The sequence below is a fragment of the Sphingomonas rhizophila genome (genome assembly GCF_014396585.1).
GTDB lineage: Bacteria > Pseudomonadota > Alphaproteobacteria > Sphingomonadales > Sphingomonadaceae > Sphingomicrobium > Sphingomicrobium rhizophilum.
The window spans coordinates 2,117,252-2,139,222 of sequence record NZ_CP060717.1; the positions used below are offsets into that span (position 1 = coordinate 2,117,252).

At 65.8% G+C, this 21,971-nt stretch carries 13 protein-coding genes and 1 pseudogene; 8 read left to right on the plus strand and 6 right to left on the minus strand.

Translation table 11 applies throughout. The features are described from left to right. The first annotated feature begins 72 nt into the window (after window positions 1–72). Both H9L12_RS10820 and H9L12_RS10825 read left to right on the plus strand, forming a co-directional pair. Window positions 73–828 (plus strand): SDR family NAD(P)-dependent oxidoreductase, encoded by a 756-nt coding sequence (locus H9L12_RS10820; RefSeq protein ID WP_187541740.1) that lies wholly within the window; start codon window positions 73–75, stop codon window positions 826–828. A 262-nt stretch (window positions 829–1,090) separates the two neighbouring features. Beyond that, window positions 1,091–3,397 carry a CDC48 family AAA ATPase gene (locus H9L12_RS10825; RefSeq protein WP_187541741.1) on the plus strand — a complete coding sequence of 769 codons (2,307 nt, stop codon included), beginning with the start codon at window positions 1,091–1,093 and terminating at the stop codon, window positions 3,395–3,397. Here H9L12_RS10825 and H9L12_RS10830 read toward each other — a convergent pair. Next, complete coding sequence (locus tag H9L12_RS10830) at window positions 3,394–4,695, minus strand: MFS transporter (RefSeq protein ID WP_187541742.1); 1,302 nt, start codon at window positions 4,693–4,695, stop codon at window positions 3,394–3,396. The two genes, H9L12_RS10825 and H9L12_RS10830, sit on opposite strands and share 4 nt — an antisense overlap. A gap of 131 nt (window positions 4,696–4,826) precedes the next feature. Between H9L12_RS10830 and H9L12_RS10835 the strand changes: the two genes are divergently transcribed. Continuing rightward, window positions 4,827–5,438, plus strand: a complete 612-nt coding sequence (locus H9L12_RS10835) for a class I SAM-dependent methyltransferase (RefSeq protein WP_187543266.1) — start codon at window positions 4,827–4,829, stop codon at window positions 5,436–5,438. Here H9L12_RS10835 and H9L12_RS10840 read toward each other — a convergent pair. After that, entirely contained in the window at window positions 5,435–6,616 is a 1,182-nt protein-coding gene (locus H9L12_RS10840; protein ID WP_187541743.1) for a phospholipase D-like domain-containing protein, read from the minus strand. The genes H9L12_RS10835 and H9L12_RS10840 overlap by 4 nt on opposite strands. A gap of 124 nt (window positions 6,617–6,740) precedes the next feature. Here H9L12_RS10840 and rpoZ point away from each other — a divergent pair, with 124 nt between their 5' ends. After that, window positions 6,741–7,082: a DNA-directed RNA polymerase subunit omega gene (rpoZ, locus tag H9L12_RS10845; protein WP_187541744.1), complete on the plus strand. Its 342-nt coding sequence runs from the start codon at window positions 6,741–6,743 to the stop codon at window positions 7,080–7,082. Between the two features lie 56 nt (window positions 7,083–7,138). Here the strand turns inward: rpoZ and H9L12_RS10850 are convergent, their stop codons facing one another. Continuing rightward, complete coding sequence (locus tag H9L12_RS10850) at window positions 7,139–7,627, minus strand: winged helix-turn-helix transcriptional regulator (RefSeq protein ID WP_246450382.1); 489 nt, start codon at window positions 7,625–7,627, stop codon at window positions 7,139–7,141. Between the two features lie 127 nt (window positions 7,628–7,754). Between H9L12_RS10850 and H9L12_RS10855 the strand changes: the two genes are divergently transcribed. Both H9L12_RS10855 and H9L12_RS10860 read left to right on the plus strand, forming a co-directional pair. Further along, window positions 7,755–8,087 carry a CC_3452 family protein gene (locus tag H9L12_RS10855; protein ID WP_187541745.1) on the plus strand — a complete coding sequence of 111 codons (333 nt, stop codon included), beginning with the start codon at window positions 7,755–7,757 and terminating at the stop codon, window positions 8,085–8,087. 126 nt (window positions 8,088–8,213) lie between these two features. Then, a complete protein-coding gene (locus tag H9L12_RS10860; protein WP_187541746.1) occupies window positions 8,214–10,304 on the plus strand; it encodes a RelA/SpoT family protein in 2,091 nt (696 codons plus the stop codon). On the opposite strand, the gene H9L12_RS10865 is transcribed toward H9L12_RS10860, so the two are convergent. Then, window positions 10,301–12,574: an NADP-dependent malic enzyme gene (locus H9L12_RS10865; RefSeq protein WP_187541747.1), complete on the minus strand. Its 2,274-nt coding sequence runs from the start codon at window positions 12,572–12,574 to the stop codon at window positions 10,301–10,303. The genes H9L12_RS10860 and H9L12_RS10865 overlap by 4 nt on opposite strands. A gap of 120 nt (window positions 12,575–12,694) precedes the next feature. Here H9L12_RS10865 and mutS point away from each other — a divergent pair. Further along, window positions 12,695–15,264 (plus strand): annotated as a pseudogene (gene mutS / locus H9L12_RS10870) (DNA mismatch repair protein MutS). Then, window positions 15,261–17,984, plus strand: a complete 2,724-nt coding sequence (locus H9L12_RS10875; RefSeq protein ID WP_187541748.1) for a [protein-PII] uridylyltransferase — start codon at window positions 15,261–15,263, stop codon at window positions 17,982–17,984. The pseudogene mutS and the gene H9L12_RS10875 overlap by 4 nt, the downstream one beginning before the upstream one ends. Window positions 17,985–18,033: 49 nt before the next feature. Here H9L12_RS10875 and H9L12_RS10880 read toward each other — a convergent pair whose 3' ends face one another. After that, a complete protein-coding gene (locus H9L12_RS10880; RefSeq protein ID WP_187541749.1) occupies window positions 18,034–21,135 on the minus strand; it encodes a TonB-dependent receptor in 3,102 nt (1,033 codons plus the stop codon). Window positions 21,136–21,334: 199 nt separating this feature from the next. Then, window positions 21,335–21,853 carry a translation initiation factor IF-3 gene (gene infC / locus H9L12_RS10885; RefSeq protein WP_187541750.1) on the minus strand — a complete coding sequence of 173 codons (519 nt, stop codon included), beginning with the start codon at window positions 21,851–21,853 and terminating at the stop codon, window positions 21,335–21,337. Window positions 21,854–21,971 lie beyond the last annotated feature (118 nt).

Sequence of the window (21,971 nt, forward strand, 5' to 3'; positions counted from 1 at the left end):
CCCCCTCGCCCTGGCCCGGTTGGAACGGTAGCGGAATTGCCCGATTAACGCCACTTCCACGGAGCCGCCGGCATGACCCCCATCACCCTCATCACTGGCGCTTCGGCCGGCCTTGGCGTTGACTTCGCACGGCAGCTGGCCGGGAAGGGCCGGCGGATCGTCCTGGTGGCCCGGCGGAAGGATCGGCTGCAGGCGCTGGCCAAGGAAATCGGCGATGCGCGTGCGGTCGTAATCGACCTCAGCCAACTTGGCGCTGCAGGACGGCTCATGGCCGACATCGCCAAACACGGCGAACAGGTCGAGACGCTGATCAACAATGCCGGTTTCGGACTTTGGGGCCGGTTCGAGAAGCTCGACGCCGCTCGCCAGCGCGAGATGATCGACCTCAACATCGGCGCGCTGACCGAACTTTGCGCGGCGGTGGTGCCGGGGATGATCAGTCGCCGGTCGGGCGAGATCCTCAACGTCGCGTCGACCGCGGCCTTCCAGCCGGGGCCGGGCATGGCGGTCTATTTCGCGACCAAGGCTTTCGTCCTGTCGTTTACCGAGGCACTCCACGAAGAAATGGCGCGGCATGGGATCAAGGTCTCGGCCCTGTGCCCCGGTCCGACAGCGACGGAGTTCGGCGAGGTGGCCGGTTTCAAGAGCAACGGCGCGGTGTCGACGATGACCGCCGGTTCTGCCGCGGTGGTCGCCGCCGGGCTGAGTGGCCTTGAGCGCAATCGGGCGGTCGTCATTCCCGGAATTGCGAACAAGTTTGGCGCCCAGGGCCACCGCTTTCTGCCCCGCGCCTGGCTGCGCAGGGTCACGGCGCTCATCAAAGAATGATCCGTCACCACCCCGCCGACCGGCGTTCCCCAAAACTTTTGGAACCGGTTACATTTTGCACTTGCGAAGGAAATGGTGCGGTGCAATAAGATGCGTGCCTTTCGAGGCATCCTCTCCTGAAAACTTAAGGCCGGGTGGCAACGCCCGGCCTTTTTTTCCGCCCACTTGCTCCCCAGATTGAACCGCAGCAGGGTTGCGCCGTTCGTTTCTGCGGAGGCGGCGTGGGGCGTCTTTTTCGCGTTTTTCAGGAGAATTTGTCGCAATGGCCGATGTCGAAACGATGACCCGGCGCTTGCAGGTCGCGAACCTGCCGCCCGCCGACAGCGGCCGCGGAGTCGCCCGACTGCCGTTGAAGCTGATGAATGAACTCGGCCTCCAGGAGGGCGACGTTATCGAAATCGTCGGCAAGAGGACGACCGCCGCCCGGGCGATTCGTCCCTACGGCGATGACGAAGGCCTCAATATTGTTCGCCTGGACGGTCTGCAGCGGGTCAACGCCGGAGTAGGATCGGGCGATTTCGTCGAGATTAACAAGGTCAACTCAAAGCCGGCAACGAAGGTTGTCTTCGCACCTGCTTCGAACAACGTCCGCCTGCAGGGCTCCTCCGAGGCGCTCCGCCGCAGCTTCGAGGGGCGGCCTTTCACAGAGGGCGACATCGTGGCCATCGCCGGTCACCAGCGCGTCAACGCCGACATGCCCGAACATATCCGCCAGATGCTGAATGCGCCGGCCTTCGCCCTGCAGGAAGTGAGGCTGACCGTCGTCTCGACGACCCCGAAGGGCATCGTCCATCTCGATGCGGGGACCAGCGTTGAACTGCTTCCCGAGTTCACCAAGCGGGATGGCGAGCGCCGGGCCGACGTCACTTATGACGACCTTGGCGGGATGGGCTCGACGATCGACGCCCTGCGCGAAATGGTCGAGCTGCCGCTGCGCCATCCCGAGCTTTTCCAGCGCCTGGGCGTAGACCCGCCCAAGGGGGTCCTGCTCCACGGCCCGCCCGGGACCGGCAAAACCCGCCTGGCGCGCGCGGTCGCCAACGAGAGCGAAGCCAACTTCTTCCACATCGCCGGCCCCGAAGTGATGGGCAGTGCATATGGCGAGTCGGAAAAGAAGCTACGCGAACTGTTCGAGAAAGCAGCCGCCGCGGCGCCGTCGATCATCTTCATCGACGAAATCGATTCGATCGCCCCGAAGCGTGACCAGGTTTCCGGTGAGGCGGAAAAGCGGCTCGTCGCACAACTGCTGACGCTGATGGACGGGCTCGAGCCCCGGCAGAACCTCGTCGTCATTGCGGCCACCAATCGGCCCGAGGCGTTGGACGAGGCGCTTCGTCGGCCGGGACGCTTCGACCGCGAGATCATCATCGGTGTTCCCGACGAGGCCGGCCGGCGTGAGATCTTCGGGATCCACACGCGCGGGATGCCGTTGGCGCCGAACGTCGATCTCGACGCGCTGGCCCGCCGGACCTACGGCTTCGTCGGGGCCGATATTGCCGCCCTTACCCGCGAAGCTGCGCTTGAGGCGGTCCGCCGCATCATGCCGAAGATCGACCTTCAGGAGGTTTCCATCCCGCCCGAGGTCCTCGACGCCCTGTCCGTCGAGTCTTCCGATTTCGACGATGCGCTGAAGCGGGTGCAGCCGTCGGCCATGCGAGAGGTCATGGTCCAGATGCCCAACATCGGCTGGGACGATATTGGGGGCCTCGACGAAGCCCGCGACCGGCTTCGCGAGGGTGTGGAGCTTCCCCTCAAGCACCCCGGCTCGTTCAAGCGGCTGGGCATCCGTCCGGCCAAGGGGTTCCTTCTCTACGGTCCGCCGGGGACTGGGAAAACGCTGCTGGCAAAGGCCGCGGCGCGGGAAAGCCAGGCTAACTTCATCGCCACGAAATCGAGCGACCTGCTGAGCAAATGGTATGGCGAGAGCGAACAGCAGATCGCCCGCCTGTTCGCCCGCGCCCGCCAGGTCGCGCCGACCGTCATCTTCATCGACGAGTTGGACAGCCTTGTCCCGGCGCGCGGCGGAGGCCTCGGCGAGCCGCAGGTGACCGAGAGGGTGGTCAACACCATCCTTGCCGAAATGGACGGGCTGGAGGAATTGCAGAACGTCGTCGTGATCGGCGCCACCAACCGGCCCAACCTGATCGATCCCGCCTTGCTCCGCCCCGGCCGGTTCGACGAACTAATTTACGTCGGCCCGCCCGACACCGCCGGTCGCCGCCGGATCCTCGCGATCCACACGGAAGGCATGCCGCTCGCCAAGGATGTCGACCTGCAGCTAATGGCTCGAAACACCGAGCGCTTCACCGGTGCGGACCTTGAGGATCTGGTGCGTCGTGCCGGCCTGACGGCGCTCCGCCGTGGCCTGGACGAGGCCCAGGTGACCATGTCCGACTTCCAGACGGCGCTTGAGGAAACCCGCGCGTCGGTCACGGAGGAGATGCTCGACGACTACGCGAAGATACGCGACACGCTAAAATCGGACGCCGTTCGCCCGGTCGGCGGGATCGGGTTTGTCCTGCCGGGCACGCTTCGACCGCGCGGCGGGAACGAGGGCAAGGGCAGCTAGGCGAGCGCCCTGCGTCCCCACAGGACGAGCAGCAGCAACAGGGCGGCGCTGATCGCGAACGGCCAATTCGGGTCGATCGCGTAAAGCGCCATGCCGATGGTCGGCGCCGCGACGAAGGCGATACCGTTCGCGGAGGTAATCACGCCGGCGACGCCGCCCTGCTCCGCCAATGGGACCGCCAGGCTGGCGCCTGCCGTAAAGCCCGGGCGGATGAAGCCGAAGCCGAGACTGGCAATGCCGAAACCGAGGACCATCGTGTAAAGGTCCGAACTGACCATCGTGGCGGTCAGGCCGATCGCGGCAACCAGCGACCCCCAAAGGATTAAGGGTCGCGGTTTGAGCAACAGGCGGGGGATGATGCCCCATTGGGCCGCGAGAGTCGCCGCCGCGCCGGCCATCATCACGATCGCGATCGACTGCTCGGACCCGTGCGGGTCAAGGTGCAGCCGGTCGATGACGAAGAAGCCGAGGCAGGTCAGCGTCGCCGCCTGGGCATGGCCCGCAACCACCCCGGCGACGATCCACTCCCGGATCCGGCCGTCGCGCCACGACAGGGCGCGGACCTTGGGGGCCGTCGCCGCGAGCACGCTGGCGCCCGTCGGCGGACTGGCGATTGACGGGTAACTCATCGCCGCACCATGTCCCGCCCGGCGGCCATGGCGTGGCCGGGTGTCGTCGGGCAGCCAGCGCAGGATGGCGACAAAAACGACGATCCCGATTAGCGCGAACATGAACAGCGGCCCGGTGAGGCCAAGCACCGGCAGCACGAACAGTGGCGCCAGCGCCGGACCGACAATCGTGCCAAGGCCGAAGCTGGAGGACAGCGCGGACAAGGCGCTCACCCGTGCCGATCGCCGAGTTTTCGAGGCGAGGTAGGCCTGCGTTGCGCTGGGCGTGGCGCATCCCAGCGAGCCATAGATGGCCCGTGCTGCCCCGAACAGCGCGAAGGTCACGCCGCCCGCGACCCATCCTTCGAGGCCGGCATGGAGCACCGAGCCACACAGCAACATCGAGACGATGAACCCACCGACGCCGAGCAAGGTCAGGGCTTTCCGTCCATGACGATCGCTCTGCCGTGCCCAGAACGGCGCCAGCCCGACCCACAACACCGCCGACCAGGTGTAGGCGACCGCCACCCACACATCGGCGATCCCGATGGCGCGGCCGATCGCCGGCATGACCGATTGCAGCGCGGTGTTGCCGGCGGCGGCGACCAGCATTGCCGCGAACAGCAGCAGGAATTGCGCGGTGGTCAGCGCGCTGCCTGCAATGCGCGGCGGTGAGGGACGAAGGCGCATTATCAGCCCCTTAAGGGAGCCGAGCCGTGCGCGGAAGCCGACGGAGGCGCTTGCCAAGCGCCGCGCCATTTGCGAACGCGTGGGGCTTGTCTGCCCGGGAGCCAAAGTTGAACGCCACGTCCGCCCGTCATGTGAAGGGCCGAATTCAGCGCCGTCACGACCGCCGCACTGCCAGCCCCCGCTGGCAGTTCCTGCGCGGTTTCTTCAAGAACCCGGTGATGGTCGGCTCCGTCATCCCCTCCAGCCGGGTGCTGATCGACAAGATGCTGAAGCCCGTCGACTGGAAGAACACGAAGCTGTTCGTCGAATATGGACCGGGTGTCGGCACCTTCACCCGTCCGATCCTCGACAAGCTGGGCCCCGACGCGATGCTGATCGCGATCGACACTAATCCCGACTTCATCGACTTTCTCAGTCACGACATCGATGACCCGCGCTTCGTTGCGGTCCACGGCTCGGCCGCCGACGTCGAAAAGATTGTCGCCGAGCATGGGTTCGAACACGCCGACTACGTGCTGTCCGGACTGCCCTTCTCCACACTGCCGCCGGGCGTCGGTGAGGCGATCGGGTCGGCGACTTCCCGGGTGATCCGTACCGGCGGCGCCTTCCTGGTCTATCAGTTCAGCCCCAAGGTGCGCGATTTCATCGCGCCCTTTTTCGAACGCATCGACCGCGGCTTCGAGTGGATCAACGTTCCGCCGGCGACCCTGTTCTGGGCGTGGCGCGAGGCGCCCGCAGCCTAGCCGCTGCCGAAGTTCAGCCGCCGAGTGACGGTGTAATCGCCGGTGGTTACCAGGAAAAAGCTTGCCGCCCATTTGATTCGGCTGGCGAGGGTTCCGCGCTTGCGATGAAGGTCGGGCGTGATGCGCAGGCTGTCCTGGACCTCGCCTTCGAAATAGTGCCGCATCATCGTCGCGAACTCGGGATCGTCGACCCGGAGCATCATCTCCAGGTTGAGATAGAGGCTGCGGATGTCGAAGTTTGACGAGCCGATGTGGACGACATCGTCGAGCACGACGAGCTTGGTGTGCAGCTTCGTCGGTCGGTATTCGTAGATTTCCACTCCCCGCTTCAGCAGGCGGCCGTAAGTGAACCGGGCAGCCGCGATTGTCGCGGTATTGTCGGACTTGGCGGCGGTAATCACCCGCGCACGCCCGCGCCCGCCAATCCGCGCAATCCGGCGCAGCATGCCGTAGGTCGGCGCGAAATAGGCCGCGATCATCTGGACATCGTTGCTCGACGCAAGATCGCGGCAGGTGGCGTTCGCCCATGGCGACAGCCGCCGCATCGGCCCGCCGTAGGACCATTGCAGCACGCCTTCGTTCTCGCTGAACTTGTGAATGATGCGGCGGAGGTCGCGGATCCGAGCGCCCTTCCTGAGCGCCCAGCCCATCAGATCGTCGAAATAGGGTGCCAGCCGCCCGGCCGCCGGTCCATCGACGATCAGGCCAAGGTCGCGCCACCCGCCCTCTTCCGCTTCCTGGAAATAGTCGTCGGCGATGTTGAAGCCACCGATCAACGCGACAGCTTCATCCGCCAACGCCAGCTTCTGGTGATTGCGGATCAGATAGCGACGGCCAAGGCTCGGCAGGAAGCGGCAGAAGGTGGCGCCGGCGTCGCCCAACCGCGTGAAATAGTCGTCCGGCGTCTTGGAGCTGCCGAAGCCGTCGACTAGCAGCGAAACACGCACCCCGCGCTCGATCGCGCGCAACAGCGCCGCCACGACCGCTTCGCCGGACTCGTCGTCAAGGAAGGTGTAGTAGAGCAGGCGAAGATCGCGCTTCGCGCCGTCGATCAGGGAGAGCAGCGCTTCGAACCGCTCGCGACCGCCGGTCAGCAGGGTCAATGCGTTGCCATCAACGGTGACGCTCCGCGCGCGGTCGCTGGGAGGCTTCAGCGGGGGCGCGGCGTCGTCATTCATCCGGCCCTGTGTGGGGGCGCGGCGCTGCACTGGCAAGGCGGCAGCGTGATTTCATTGACTCTCAGAGCCCCTGCACCTATCTCGCCCGCTCGCATTAAGCCCTAATAGTTTTCGGAGCGACCCAATGGCGCGCGTGACGGTCGAAGATTGTGTCGACAAGATTCCCAACCGGTTCGACCTCGTCCTGATGGCGGCGCAGCGTGCCCGCCAGATTTCGGGCGGCGCCGACCTGACCATCGATCGTGACCGCGACAAGAACCCGGTCGTGGCGCTTCGCGAGATCGCGGAGACGACGGTGAAGCCGAAGCACCTCGAAGAGGCGATCGTTTCGAACCTGCAGCGCGTTCGTGTCGACGAAGAGGACGAAACGGACGAATTGGCGTCGCTGAGCGATTCGGCCGAAGCGCTTCGCCTGACGGCGGCGGCTCCGCCGCGCCCGAGCCCGAGCGGTGGCGATTACGAATAATCCCGGTCAGCGATGACCAGCGAGAGGGCGGTCCTTCGGGGCCGCCCTTTTCGTTTCTAGCGCTGTTGCGGGCGGCGGAGCTTTACGCCCTGGCGGTCGACCCACATGAGGTCATGCAGGCTGAGTTCGCGCCCGTCCGCGGCCAGCACGCCGATCTTACGGACCGGCAAGCCGTCACGCTGGTCGGCGAGGACGATATCGTGGCTGCCACAGCCCCACTCCTCACCCCACTGGCGGAGAGCCAGGACGACCGGAAGCAGGCCCTCGCCCTTCTTCGAAAGCGAATAGACCACCTTGCGGCGGTCCTCCGGATCCGGCGACCGCTCCAGGATTCCGCCCTCGACCATTCGCGCGAGTCGATTGGACAGGATGTTGCGGGCAATGCCGAGACCGGCCTGGAACTCCTCGAAATGCTGGAGGCCGTTGAGGGCCCCGCGCAGGATTAGGAAGGCCCATTTCTCACCAATAAGCTCAATCGCCTGAGGCAGTGGGCAGCGAAGCGCGGCGGCGCGGAAAGCGTCAATGTCGGGGGATGATGAACTCACGGACTCGAACTCGGCTCCTCTCTCCGGGCAAGACCATCACACAATCGAAACAAAAATAACAGTTGCGTCTTGCAACTGGCTTTAGCTACTAAGTTTCATCGTAAAACGCAATTTCGGAGCCATCCGCATGACTCGCAATTTCGCAGTTGCCGCCGTCCTGTTCGCCGCAATGGCGCCGGTGGGCGCCAACGCCGCCACCTATTCCGCCAAGCTGGCCACGCCGGTCGCCGCGGGCAAGCTGATCGCCAACGACATCCGCTGGTCGTGCGGTCCCGATGCCTGCCGGGGCAGCACCGCCGACGCACCGGCGATGGCGCTGTGCCAGGGCCTCGCCAAGAAGGCCGGCCGCGTCGACAGCTTCGTGGTCAACGGGCGCGCCTTTGCCGCTGCCGAACTCGACAAATGCAACACCCACGCGCGGGCTTCTGCCGGCGCGCAGGCGGTCGCCAGCGCCAACTGAGCCACCTCGCTCCCTTTGCAAACCGGAAGGGTCGCACGCCCTTTCCCCGACTGGACCGGACGGCCGACAGCCTTCCGGTCCTTTTTGCGCTTGCGAACGACATAGAACATTCCCCACATTAGGCCGGTGCTGAGGCAGTATGAACTGATCGAGCGGGTTCGCGCTTATGACCCCGATGCGGACGAGGGACTGATCAACCGCGCCTACGTCTTCTCGATGAAAGCCCATGGCGCGCAGGTTCGCGCTTCGGGCGACCCCTATTTCAGCCACCCGATCGAGGTCGCGGGAATCCTCACCGATCTCAAGCTCGACGACGAAACGATCGTCACCGCGATCCTCCACGACACGATCGAGGACACCGTCGCGACGCCGGAGCAGATCGAGAAGATGTTCGGTCCGAATGTCGCCCGGCTGGTCGACGGCGTCACCAAGCTGTCGAAAATCGAGGCCCAGTCGGAAAATGAGCGCGCCGCGGAAAACCTCCGCAAGTTCCTGCTCGCGCTCAGCGATGACATTCGCGTGCTGCTCGTGAAACTGGCCGACCGGCTGCACAACATGCGCACGCTGCATCACATCAAGAATCCGGAGAAGCGCCGCCGCATCGCCAAGGAGACGATGGACATCTACGCCCCGCTCGCCGAGCGGATCGGGATGTACGAGATCATGCAGGAGATGCAGCAGCTCTCGTTCAAGGAACTGGAGCCGGACGCCTTCGCTTCGGTCACGCGCCGCCTGACGCAGCTCCACGATGCCGGCGGCGACCTGGTCAATCGCATCGGCCTTGGCCTGCAGCTCCACCTTTCCGACCACGGCCTGACCGCGGAAGTCACCGGCCGCGAAAAGCACCCCTATTCCATCTGGAAGAAGATGGCCGAACGGCACATCAGCTTCGAACAATTATCCGACGTGATGGCGTTCCGCGTGATCGTCGATAGCGCCGACGACTGCTATCGCGCGCTTGGCCTCATTCACCAGCGCTGGCCGATGGTCCCCGGCCGCTACAAGGACTATATCTCGACGCCCAAGCGCAATGGCTATCGGTCGCTGCACACCTCGGTCATTCACGATTCCAAGATGCGGATCGAAATACAGATTCGCGACCGGGCGATGCACGCCCAAGCCGAGCGCGGACTCGCCGCGCACTGGGCCTACAAGGAAGGCAAGCCGGTCGACGACATCAAGGTTCCGTGGATCAGCGACCTCGTCGAGATCCTGGACCATGCCGCGAGCCCGGAAGAACTTCTCGAGCATACGCGGATGGCGATGTACCAGGATCGTATTTTCGCCTTCACGCCGAAGGGCGAGCTGATCCAGCTGCCCAAGGGCGCGACCCCGGTCGACTTCGCCTACGCCGTCCATACCGACCTTGGCGACCAGACCGTCGGCGCCAAGGTCAACGGCCGGGTCGTCCCGCTGCGCACCATTCTCGACAATGGCGACCAGGTCGAAATCCTCGCTTCGGAGGCGCAGCACCCGCAACCGTCCTGGTTGCGTTTTGTGACCACCGGCAAGGCGCGGGCCGGAATCCGCCGCTTCGTCCGTCACAAGGAACGCGATGAGACCGTCCTGCTCGGCCGCAAGATCTACGACGAGATCGTGTCGCGCCTGCCCGCGCCACTCGCCGACGACGCGCTGAAGCGGGCGGTCAAGAAGCTGAAGGCCGAGGACGTCGACACGCTGATGATCCGCATCGCCCGACGGTCGGTCAGCGATGTCGAGCTGATGGAAGCACTGATGCCGGGCTCGGCCGGCGGCGACGTTGCTCCGCGCCCGCTCGGCCAGCGCACGGCCATCTCGATTCGCGGACTGACGCCGGGCGTCGCCTATGACCTCGCCACCTGCTGCCATCCGATTCCGGGCGACCGCATCGTCGGGCTTCGCCGCGAGGATGAATCGATCGAGGTCCACGTCATCGGCTGCGACAAGCTGGCGACCGGGATCGATGCCGACTGGCTCGACCTTGCCTGGGGCGACGGGTCGGACGGGGGCACCGCGCGGCTGTCGGTGATCCTGCGCGATGTCGCCGGCGCGCTCGGCGAGATGGCCGGGATCATGGGCGCCAAGGGCGCGAACATCGTCAACCTGCACCTCGCCCACCGCGACGGCAGCTTCCACACCTTCCACGTCAACGTGGAGGTGCACGACCTCCAGCATCTGCATAGCCTGATCGCCGCGCTGCGCGCCGCCAACGGCGTCAGCCAGGTTGAGCGGATCTAGGCTTGGCCTATCGCGTCGGCGCCGCCGCCGGCGAGGACTGCCAGCGTCACCAGGTCGCTCGCCGTTGCCGTCATCGGCGCGATCTGCACCGGTAGCGCCATCCCCATCAGGAACGGACCGATCAGGCTTTCGCCACCGATCGCTTTAAGCAACTTCGACGAGATGTTGGCCGACTGCAGGCCGGGCATGATCAGGATGTTGGCGTCGCCGGTCAGGCGGGAGAATGGATAATAGCGCCGCTGCATCTCGTTGTTGAGCGCGACGTCGGGGCCCATTTCGCCTTCATATTCGAAGTCGGTCTGAAGCGTATCCAGGATCTTCACCGCGTCGCGGAGTTCCTCGATATGCCGGCCCGGCGGGTTGCCGAAGGTGGTGTAGCTGACGAAGGCGACGCGCGGCTCCTGACCCATCCGCCGCGCGAAGGCGGCGGTGCGGATCGCCATCGTCGCCAGCTGCTCCGCAGTCGGCCTCTCGGTCACCGAGGTATCGGCGATGAGGACCGTCTTCGAACGCGCCGCGACGATGCTGACGCCGAAGGGAACGCTGCTGCCCGGTTCGTCGATGATGAAGCGGACCTGGCTAAGCGACTGGCTGAACGGGCGCGTGGTGCCGGTGATCATCGCGTCCGCCTCGCCCAGCGCCAGCATGGCGGCGGCGAAGGCGTTGCGGTCCTGGTTGACCATCCGCTCGGCAGCGCGGCGCAGCATGCCGTTGCGCTGGTGCTTGGTGTAGAGATAGTCGACCGCGCGCCCGACCAGCGGCGAATTGCGGCTGTTGAGCACTTCGTAGCTCTCGGGATCGTCGACGCCCATATCGGCGAGCAGGCGGTGAACATTGTCGCGTCCGACCAGCACCGGCGTACCATAGCCGCCCTCCTTGAAGGCGATGGCGGCGCGCAGGACATTCTCTTCCTCGCCTTCCGCGAACAGAACACGCTTTGGATTGGATCGCGCCCCTTCGTAGGCGAGGCTCAGCACCGACGCGGTAGGATTGAGCCGCGCCTTCAACTGCTGCCGGTAGATGCGCATGTCGCGGATCGGCATCTGGGCGACGCCGGTGTCCATTGCTGCCTGCGCGACGGCGGCGGGGATAATCTCGATCAGGCGCGGGTCGAACGGCGCGGGGATGATGTAGTCGGGCCCGAAGTGGTGGCTGAGCCCGCCATAGGCCGCGGCAACCTCCTCGGGTACCGCCTCGCGCGCCAGTTCGGCGAGCGCGTTGGCGGCGGCGATCTTCATCTCCTCGTTGATGCGCACCGCCCGAACGTCGAGCGCTCCGCGAAAGATGAAGGGGAAGCCGAGGACGTTGTTGACCTGGTTGGGATAGTCCGACCGGCCGGTCGCGACGATCGCGTCGGGCCGTGCCGCCTTGGCTTCGGGCGGGGTGATTTCGGGATCCGGATTGGCCATGGCGAAGATGATCGGGCTGGGCGCCATGTCCTTGACCATTTCCGGTTTCAGCGCCCCGGCGGCGCTGAGGCCCAGGAAGACGTCGGCGCCGACCAGCGCCTCGGCCAGGCTGCGGGCGTCCGTCGGGACGGCGTGGGCCGATTTGAACTGGTCCATATTGTCGCGGCCCGGGTAGAGAGGGCCGGACCGGTCGCACATGATGACATGCTGGTGAAGTACGCCCATGGCCTTGATCAGTTCGGTGCAGGCAATCGCCGCGGCTCCCGCGCCGTTGACGACGACCTTGATGTCCTTGAAGTCGCGGCCGGTGAGGTGGCACGCGTTGATCAGGCCAGCGGCCGTGATGATCGCGGTGCCGTGCTGGTCGTCATGAAAGACCGGAATGTTCATCCGTTCTTTCAGCGCCTGCTCGATGATGAAGCATTCGGGCGCGGCGATGTCTTCAAGGTTGATCCCACCAAAGCTGGGGCCGAGCAGCGCCACCGCGTCGATGAATTTCTGCGCGTCCTCGGTGTCGACCTCGAGATCGATCGAATCGACGTCAGCGAAGCGCTTGAACAGCACCGCCTTGCCTTCCATCACCGGCTTCGATGCCAGCGCGCCGAGGTTGCCCAGGCCGAGAATGGCAGTGCCGTTGGAAATGACGGCGACGAGGTTGCCCTTGGCTGTCAGCTCGTAGGCCTTGCCCGGATCGGCGGCGATTTCCTCGACCGGGACGGCGACGCCGGGGGAGTAGGCGAGGCTGAGGTCGCGCTGCGTCGCCATCGGCTTGGAAGCGATGATCTCGATCTTCCCGGGACGGCCGCGTGAATGAAATTCCAGCGCCTCGTTGCGGGTGAACTTGACGTTGCTCTCGCTCATTTTCTCTCCTGTCGCGGCCCGCCTTTGCCAAGGAAAGAGGCAAGAGTCACCCTCGCTTGGGGCGCGCTTTGCGGCTACCGATAGGCCATGGCCCGCGCCGATGCCCCGACCCAGACGCCTATGATGGCGCAATACCATCGCCTCAAGGCGGAGGCGGGGGACGCGCTGCTGTTCTACCGGATGGGCGACTTCTTCGAACTGTTCTTCGACGACGCCAAGGTGGCGGCCGCCTGCCTCGACATCGCCCTCACCAAGCGCGGGGCCGACGCCGGCGAGGCGGTGCCGATGTGCGGCGTTCCGGTCCACGCCGCCGAATCCTATCTCGCCCGGCTGATCAAGGCCGGCCACCGCGTCGCCATCGCTCAGCAGACCGAGAGCCCGGCGGAAGCGCGCAAGGCGCGTGGGTCGAAGGCGCTGGTCGAACGCGCCATCATCCGCCTCGTCACGCCCGGCACGCTGACCGAGGAGACGCTGCTCGACAGCGGCACGGCCAACTGGCTGGCGGCGATCGGGCGCGCCGGGGACGATTATGCGATTGCCGCCGCCGACATCTCGACCGGCCGCTTTGAGCTGATCGCGTGCGCGCCGGGCGACCTGGTCGCCGAACTGGCGCGGCTCGATGCCGCCGAAGTCATCGCCGACGGCAAGGTGCCGGGAGTCGCGACCACCGCCAGCAAAGGCGGCTTCGACAGCCTGACTGGCGAGCGGGCGCTGATGGCACGGTTCGGGGTGACGAGCCTCGACGGGTTCGGCGCGCCGGGGCGCGCGGAACTGGCCGCGGCGGGCGGTTTGCTGGCCTACCTCGACGCCACCCAAAAGGAGGCGGTGGCCTTCCTCGCCGCGCCGCGAAGGGTCGCCCGCTCGTCGCACATGGCGATCGACCCCGCGACCCGAGACAGCCTGGAGATCTGCCGGACGTCGACGGGTGCGATTGCCGGCAGCCTGCTGGCAACCATCGACCGCTGTGTCACCGCGCCTGGCCGGCGCCTCCTCGGCAGCGACCTCAGTGCGCCGCTGACCGCGCGTGGTGCGATCGAAGCGCGCCTGGCGCTGGTGCAGTGGCTCCATGACGAGCCGATCCGGCGCGAACGGGTGCGGCTGGCGTTACGCGCCATGCCCGACATCGGCCGCGCGCTCGGAAGATTGGTGGCGGCGCGGGGAAGCCCAAGAGACCTCGCAATGCTCCGCGATGGGCTGATTGCCGCCGCGGAGCTGAAGCGGGAACTTGAGGACGAAGGATCGCCGCCCGACCTTCTCGCGTCGCTGCTCCCCGACCTGGCCGGCCATGCCGCGCTGACCGACCGGCTGTCGGCAGCGATCGTCGCCGCGCCGCCGATCGACACGTCGAAAGGCAGCTACATTGCGGAAGGCTATGACGCCGCGCTCGATGCCCTGCGCGTGGCAGCAAGCGACGGCCGCCGTGCTATAGCCGCGCTGGAGGCGCGCTACCGCGACGCGACCGGGGTGAGCGCGCTCAAGATCCGCCACAACGCCGTCCTCGGCTATCATATCGAGGTCGCCGCCCGTCATGCCGACCGGCTGATGGCGCCCGACAGCGGCTTCACCCATCGCCAGACACTGGCCGGCGTGGTCCGGTTCAATTCCCCGACCTCCACGCCGAAGCGAGCCGGGTGGTCGAAGCCGGGGCCCACGCGCTGGCGGCCGAGGCGGCCCATTTCGAAGAACTGTCAGCGCTTGCCGTGGGCCAGTCGTTTCGGATCGCCGCCACAGCCGATGCCATCGCGCGGATCGACGTATCCGCCAGCCACGCCGAACGCGCGGCGGAAGGCGGCTGGTGCCTGCCCCACCTCGTCGACCAGCCCTGCCTTGAACTGGACGCCGCGCGCCATCCGGTGGTCGAGGCCGCGCTTGGTACGCGCGGCGAGCGTTTCGTCGCCAATGACGTCGCGCTGGGCCCCAACGACCGGCTGTGGCTGGTGACCGGCCCCAACATGGGCGGTAAGTCGACCTTCCTGCGGCAAGTCGCGCTGGCAGCCCTTCTTGCGCAGGCCGGCAGCTACGTGCCGGCATCGCGCGCCCGGATCGGGATTGTCGACCGACTGTTCAGCCGGGTGGGCGCCGCGGACAATTTGGCGCGCGGGCAATCGACCTTCATGGTCGAAATGGTCGAGACCGCCGCGATCCTGGCGCAGGCGACGCCCAACAGCCTGGTCATCCTCGACGAAATCGGACGCGGCACCTCGACCTACGACGGTCTCGCCATCGCCTGGGCGGTGGTCGAAGCGATGCACGACGAGGCGCGCTCGCGAACCCTGTTCGCGACCCATTACCATGAGCTGACCCGCCTCGCCGATCGGTTGGAGGCCCTTTCGCTCCATCACGTCCGCGCTCGCGAATGGAAGGGCGACCTCGTCCTACTCCACGAAGTCGCGGGCGGTCCCGCCGACCGAAGCTATGGCATCGCGGTTGCGAAGCTGGCCGGTGTTCCCCCCAAGGTGCTGGCTCGTGCCAAGGCGGTGCTGGCAAAGCTCGAGGCAGGCCGTGACGCCACCGGCGGAATCGCTGCGGGCCTCGACGACCTGCCGCTGTTCGCCGCCGCCCCTCCGATGGAGAGGGTCGAAGTCGATCCGCTCGCCGAGGCGGTGAATGCCCTGGAACCGGACGGCATGAGTCCGCGCGACGCGCTCGAGGCACTTTATGCCCTAAAGAAGTTGGCCCAGTCGTCGTGACGGTCCACACGCCATCGATCGGCGACCGGCGCAGTATCATCGACCGCCGGCAACTGGCGGACAGGCTGGCCGCGCTGGCGGGAAGCGATCTCCAGCCATCAGCGATGCGCCTGCTCCGCGAGGCACTCGATCATGGGCGGGCCGAGATAGCGCGGCGGCTGGCCGAGCATCCCGGTAACGGCCGTGCGGCCGCAGCGGCCTATGCATTCCTTGCCGAGCAGATCGCCCGGCTGGCGTTCGATTTTATCACCACGCGCCTTTATCCCAATCCCAACCCCACGGCCGCCGAACGGTTGGCGCTGGTCGGGCTGGGCGGCACCGGCCGCGGCGAGATGGCGCCGTTCAGTGACCTCGATCTGATGATACTGCTCGGCGACCGCCGCGCGCCGTGGTGCGAGCAAGTGGCCGAAGCGCTGCTGTATCTGTTGTGGGACCTTCAGATCAAAGTGGGCCAGTCGGTACGGACGATCGACGAGGTCGTGGCGATCGCGAAAACGGACATGACGGCGCGGACGGCGCTGCTCGAAGCCCGTTGGTTGTGGGGCGATCGGGAGCTGTCGGACGAGGCGGGACGGCGTTTTCGCCGCGAAGTCGTCAACGGCACGGTCCGCGAGTTCGTTACGGCCAAGCTGGCCGAGCGCGACCTTCGCCATCAGCGGATGGGTGACAGCCGCTACGTTGTCGAACCCAACGTCAAGGACGGCAAGGGCGGCCTGCGCGACCTCCACACGCTGTACTGGATCGGCCAATATGCGTTCGGGGTCGACCGGCCCGTCGACCTGGTCGAGAAGGGCCTGTTTACCCAGGCCGAGTACGCCCGCTTTTCGCGCGCGGAACGCTTCTTTTGGTCGGTGCGCTGCCATCTCCACCTCGCCGCGGGCCGCGCCGAAGAACGATTGGGCTTCGAGCACCAGCGGCAAATCGCTGCAGCGATGAATTACACCGACCGGCCGGGAAAATCGGCGGTCGAGCGTTTCATGCAGTTCTATTTCCTGCAGGCGAAGACGGTCGGCGACCTGACCGGGCTGTTCCTTGCCCAGTTCGACGAGCAGATGGCGGCCAAGGGACGGCGTTTCGCCCTGCCGACCCTTCGCCGCCGGCCCAAGCACCTCGCCGGATTCGTCGTCGACCGCGGCCGGCTCAATATTCCCAGCGATCATTTCCTGGCGGACGATCCGGTCCGCCTGGTCGGCATGTTCGCGCTGGCAGCCCGGGAAGGGCTGGAAATTCATCCCAACGCGATGCGCGCCGCGTCGCGCGATGCGCGATTGGTCGACCAGGTGCGCGACGATCCCCGCGCCAACGCTTTCTTCCTGGAGGTGCTGACTAACTTTGAACGGCCGGACACGGTCCTCCGGTGGATGAACGAGGCCGGAGTGTTCGGCCGCTTCGTGCCCGATTTTGGCCGGGTCGTCGCGCAGATGCAGTTCGACATGTACCACCACTATACGGTCGACGAACATTCGATCCGCGCGATCGGCCTTCTCGCCCAGATCGAGCGCGGCGAGCTCGCCGACGACCACCCGCTGTCGACGGCGCTGATCAAGCAGATCCAGTCCCGGCGGCTGCTTTATGTCGCGGTGCTGCTCCACGACATCGCCAAGGGGCGCGGCGGCGACCATAGCGAGCTCGGCGCCGAGGTCGCGCTGGAACTGGCGCCTCGCTTCGGACTGGACGAGGCGGAGACCGAGACCGTCGCCTGGCTGGTCCGCCATCACCTGCTTTTGTCCAACACCGCGATGCGCCGCGACCTTGCCGATCCGACGACGATCGACGATTTCGTCGCCAAGGTGCAAAGCTTCGAGCGGCTACGGCTTCTCCTCATCCTGACGGTGGTCGACATCCGTGCCGTGGGGCCGGGCGTCTGGAATGAATGGAAGCGGACCTTGCTCCGTACCTTGTTCGAAGCGGCCGAGGAACGGTTGCGTCTGGGCCACAAGCAGCGCGGTCGCGCCGAGGTCGTTGCCCGGCGCCACGATGCGCTCGCCGCCGGACTGGGATGGAAGGCCACCGCCCATCGGGCACACGTTAAGCGATTGCCCGACAGCTACTGGCTGGCCGAACCGGCGGAGCTCCAGCTCGACAACGCGCGCCAGGTGGCGGATGCGGAGGCGAGGATCGGGGAGTTGGCGCCAAGCGTCGTCGCGGCCGACGATCCGGCCAGCGGCGCGACGCGCATCAGCGTCTTCGCGCCCGACCAGCCCGGTTTGTTCTACCGGATCTGCTCGGCGCTGGCATCGGCCGGCGCGAACATCATCGACGCCCGCATCCATACGACGCGCGACGGGATGGCGCTCGACAATCTACTGGTCCACGACAGTCGTGGCGGCCCCTATCGCGATAAGCGACTTCTACGCCGCTTGGCCGATTCCGTTCGCAAGGCATTGGAGGGTGGCAGCCTGCCCGAGCCTCCCGCGCTCGCCCCGCTCGGGCCGCGGATCGAGGCCTTCAAGATTGCGCCGCGAGTCATGGTCACCGACCGCGCCTCGCGCCGGACGACGGTGGTGGAGGTGAATGCCCGCGACCGTCCCGGCCTTTTGGCGCGGCTGGCCCATGCGATCCACACCGAAGGGCTGACCCTGCACAGCGCGCACGTGGCCACTTATGGCGAACGGGCGGTCGACGTCTTCTATCTGACCGACAGCGCCGGGAAGAAGCTGGATCCGGCGAAGTCGGAGTCGCTCCGCGCCGCGCTGCTCGAGGTCGCGGCGGCGCGCTAGCGGCCAAAAGAAAAGGCCCCGCCGCGAACGGCGGGGCCCTCCCCTCCTGTTATTCGTAAACCTTACAGTCCGCGTTCGCCCGCAGGTGCCGGCGGCGGGGCGGCGGAGCCGGGCAGACCTCGGTCGCCAGGATCACGCTGCCATCCGCGCAGGTCTGGGCGGCGGGCGGAGGCGCGGCCGGCGGCGGCGCCGGCGGAGCGACATACACCGGCGGAGCAGCCCGGCCGCCAGCCCACTTGCCACGGATGGTCAGGCCGAACGTGCGCGGTTCGGCAAGGAACGATCCGTATAGCTGGGTCGCGCGATACTTGTTGTTCGGGTTAAGCGTCGACGACGGCAGGCAGTAGCCAGCGGCCGCACCCCGCGCCGTGCACGACCCTTGCGCGAAGGCGTCGAAGGATACCTGGCTATAGTCCTTGTCGAACAGGTTCTGCGCCCAAAGCTCGATACCCCACATGTCATCGGGTCCGCGCAGGCCGACACGGGCATTGAAGACCGTGTAGCCCTTCTGCAGCTTTTCGATGTCGAGGTCCGAACCGGTGTTGTACTGCGAGGTGTGGCGGCCGTCGATGTAGAACAGCGCCCGCATCCCGGAGCTGCCAACCGCCGGCGACCAGGACAGCGAGCTGGTCAGGACCAGCGACGAGCTGTTCGAAATCCGACGACCGGGAAGCTGGAACAGGGCGAACGGAAGCGCCCGGCCGTCCGAGCCGACCAAATCCTTGCGATAACGGGTGTCGGCATAGGTCGCGCCGAAGTTGAAGCTGACATCCGTCATCGGACGGGTGAACAGTTCGAACTCGACGCCGCGGCTCTTCACGCCCGACTTGGTCTTGCCGTCGCAAGCGCCGGTCAGCGTGTAGGGATCGTTGTCGGTGTCGGTGCCGCCAAGGTCGTTCTTGCAGCTGTTGATGTTCTCGACGATGAACTGGATGCCATTGAAGGTATTCAGCTGGAAGTCCTTGAACAGCTGCCGGAACAGCGCGACGTTCACGTCGAAGCCGCGACCGTTGTACTTGGCGCCCAATTCGAACGCGTTGTTGATCTCCGGCTTGAACTGCAGCGTGTCGAACGACGATCCGCCGATGACCGGACCCGGCGCCGGACCGGTCGACGACGGCACCACGGTGCGCGGCAGGGCGGAGCGGTCCAGGTTGAAACCGCCCGCCTTATAACCACGCGAATAGCTGAGGTAGGTCAGCAGCTGGTCGGTCGGCTTGTAGCTGAGCACCGCGGTGCCCGACAGCTTCTTTTCCGTCCGGCTGGAGCTGCCTTCGTAATACCCGCCCGGGACGCTTGGGATGACACAGGCCAGGTTCTGGAGGCCCGACGCCACCGCGGCGATAACCGTGCAGGTCGTGTTGTTGTCGCTGAGGATCGCGTCCAGCGTCTTCTTCTCACGCGTGTAGCGAAGCCCGAAAGTGAACTTCAGCTGGTCGGTGATCGAGAAGATGTTGTGGGTGAACAGCGACAGGTTGGTGCTGGTCTGGTTGTAGAGGTCGTCCAGACCCGCGCCATCGAGCCCGACCGACTGTCCGCCGAGTGCCAGTGCCACGTTCGAGAAACCGCTGTTGTTGAACGGCGGCAGATTGAAGTTGACCGGCGACAGCGGCGTAGTCGGAAGGCGGGCGAATGCGCTCAGTGCGAAGATCTGCTGTTGAAGTGCGGCCTGCGTCGCCGGACTGCCCGCCGCGGCGCCATAGGCGGTAATCAGCGAGTTCCGTGCGCCCGTCGCCAGCGGGGTCGAGAAGCAGGTCGGGTTGGTCGTGTCGACCAGCGGCGCCGGAAGTGCCGCACCGAAGCTCTGCTGGAAGTTCAGCGCGATCAGGCAGTTGGCATATTCCGAATAATCGTTGCCGTACGACAGATTGTCGCGGACCTGGAGCTTTTCCTTCGCGAAGTAGCCGCCGACCAGCCAGTCGAGACGATCGTCGAATGCCGAACCCTGCAGGCGCAGTTCCTGGCTGAAGGTCTTGAAGCGGTTGTACGAGCCGCCGTCATCGTCGCGATAGAGGATGTCGAGGCTGTTGAAGTCCGCATCCATCCCGCGAGTGTATTTATTGTAGCGATAGGCGGTGATCGACGTCAGTTCCGCCCCGCCAAGGTCGTAGACCACTTCGCCCGACAGGCCGTAGTCCTTGACGTCGGAGCGATAGCTGCGACCCGGCGTGATCGCCGCGTCGCGTGCGTAGGTATCGTCGGGGACGATGCCGCCAAGACCCTCGATGATCGGCTTGATGGTCGAAGGCTGCTCGGTGTAGCCGCCGCTGCCGTCGCCAACCGAGTCCCGCGCAGGCAGGAAGGTCGCGCCGCAGCATTCTTCGTCGCGCTTCGCATAGTCGGCGATCAGGCGGACCGACAGGTTCGAACTCGGCTTGTAGAGGAACTGGCCGCGCAGGAGGTAACGGTCGCGGTCGTTGAGGTCGCGGCCGCTGACCTGGTCTTCGAGGAAGCCGTCGCGCTTGACGTAAACGCCGTCGAACCGTGCCGCGAGCGTGTCGCTGAGCGGGCCGGTCAAGCTGACTTCACCGCGGCGAAGGTTGTAGTTGCCGATGGTCAATGCGCCGCTGACTTCGTTCTCGAACTTCGGCTTGGCGGTGATGACCGAGATGAGACCGGCCGAGGTGTTGCGGCCGAACAGCGTGCCCTGCGGGCCGCGCAGCACTTCGATCCGGTCGATCGCGCCAAGCTCCGTGAGGCCGGTGCCGGTACGCGACCGGTAAACGCCGTCGATGAACGTCCCCACCGAGCTTTCGAGGCCGGGGTTGTCGCCGACGGTGCCGATGCCGCGGATACGCGCGGTGGCGGCGCCGCCTTCCGATGTGGTCGACGACACCAGCAGCGAGGGGCTGACCTGGGTCAGCGCGCGAATGTCGGTCGCGCCCGAATTCTTGAGGGTCTCCGCGGTAACGGCCGACACGGCGAGCGGTACGTCGGACAATGCTTCGTTACGACGGGTCGCGGTGACGACGATTTCGCTCGTGTCTTCCTCGGTCGTCACCTGGGTCGCATCCTGCGAAACCGCGGCAGCCTCGGCGGTCGCGCCATCGGTCGGCTGTGCCGCCGCTGCGTCGGTATCCGTCTGCTGGGCGTATGCGGGCGCCGAAAGGGCGAACAGCCCGGCGGAAACGAGCCACACGGATTTGCGCATGATGATTTCTCCCCTGAAAACCTATTATCTTTGAGGAAAAGCTAATCGAAGCGCAGGGGACGGGGAAGCGGACGACGCCGTGTCCCAAGGCGAATCGCGCCGGATGCGGCAGTTTTGCAACATGGTGCGCCGCAACAGAAACGGGCGGCGCTTTCCGTAAGGGAAGTGCCGCCCGCCATGAACCAGATCGGTTCAGAGATTACTTGGGAGCGATGACCATCAGCATCTGCCGCCCTTCGAGGCGCGGGTGCGCCTCGATCTTGGCCACTTCCGCCGTGTCCTGCGCCACCCGCTGGAGCACGGCCATGCCGAGCTGGTTGTGCGCCATTTCACGGCCACGGAAGCGCAGGGTCATCTTGACCTTGTCGCCTTCCTCCAGAAACTCGAAGACCTTTTTCATCTTCGTCTGATAGTCGTGGTCGTCGATATTCGGACGCATCTTGATCTCCTTGATCTCCTGCGTCTTCTGGCGCTTGCGCTGCTCGTTGGCCTTTTTCTGCGCCTCATATTTGAAGCGGCCGATGTCGAGGAACTTGGCGACGGGCGGATCGGCGCCTGGGCTGATCTCGACCAGGTCGAGGCCCACTTCCTGCGCCTGTTCAAAGGCTTCGCGCGTAAACATCACGCCCAGATTTTCGCCATTTTCATCGATCACCCGGACCTTCTGGGACTGGATGAATTCGTTGTAGCGAGGGCCGGTGAACGCCGGAGGCGTCATCGAGCGACGATTGGGCGGGGGTATAGCGCAGTCTCCTTTGGAATCAGATTTGGTGAGTGCGAGGTAAGACGTCACGCGCCCAAAGTGAAGAGGACGACAGTGCGACATGCCATTTTCG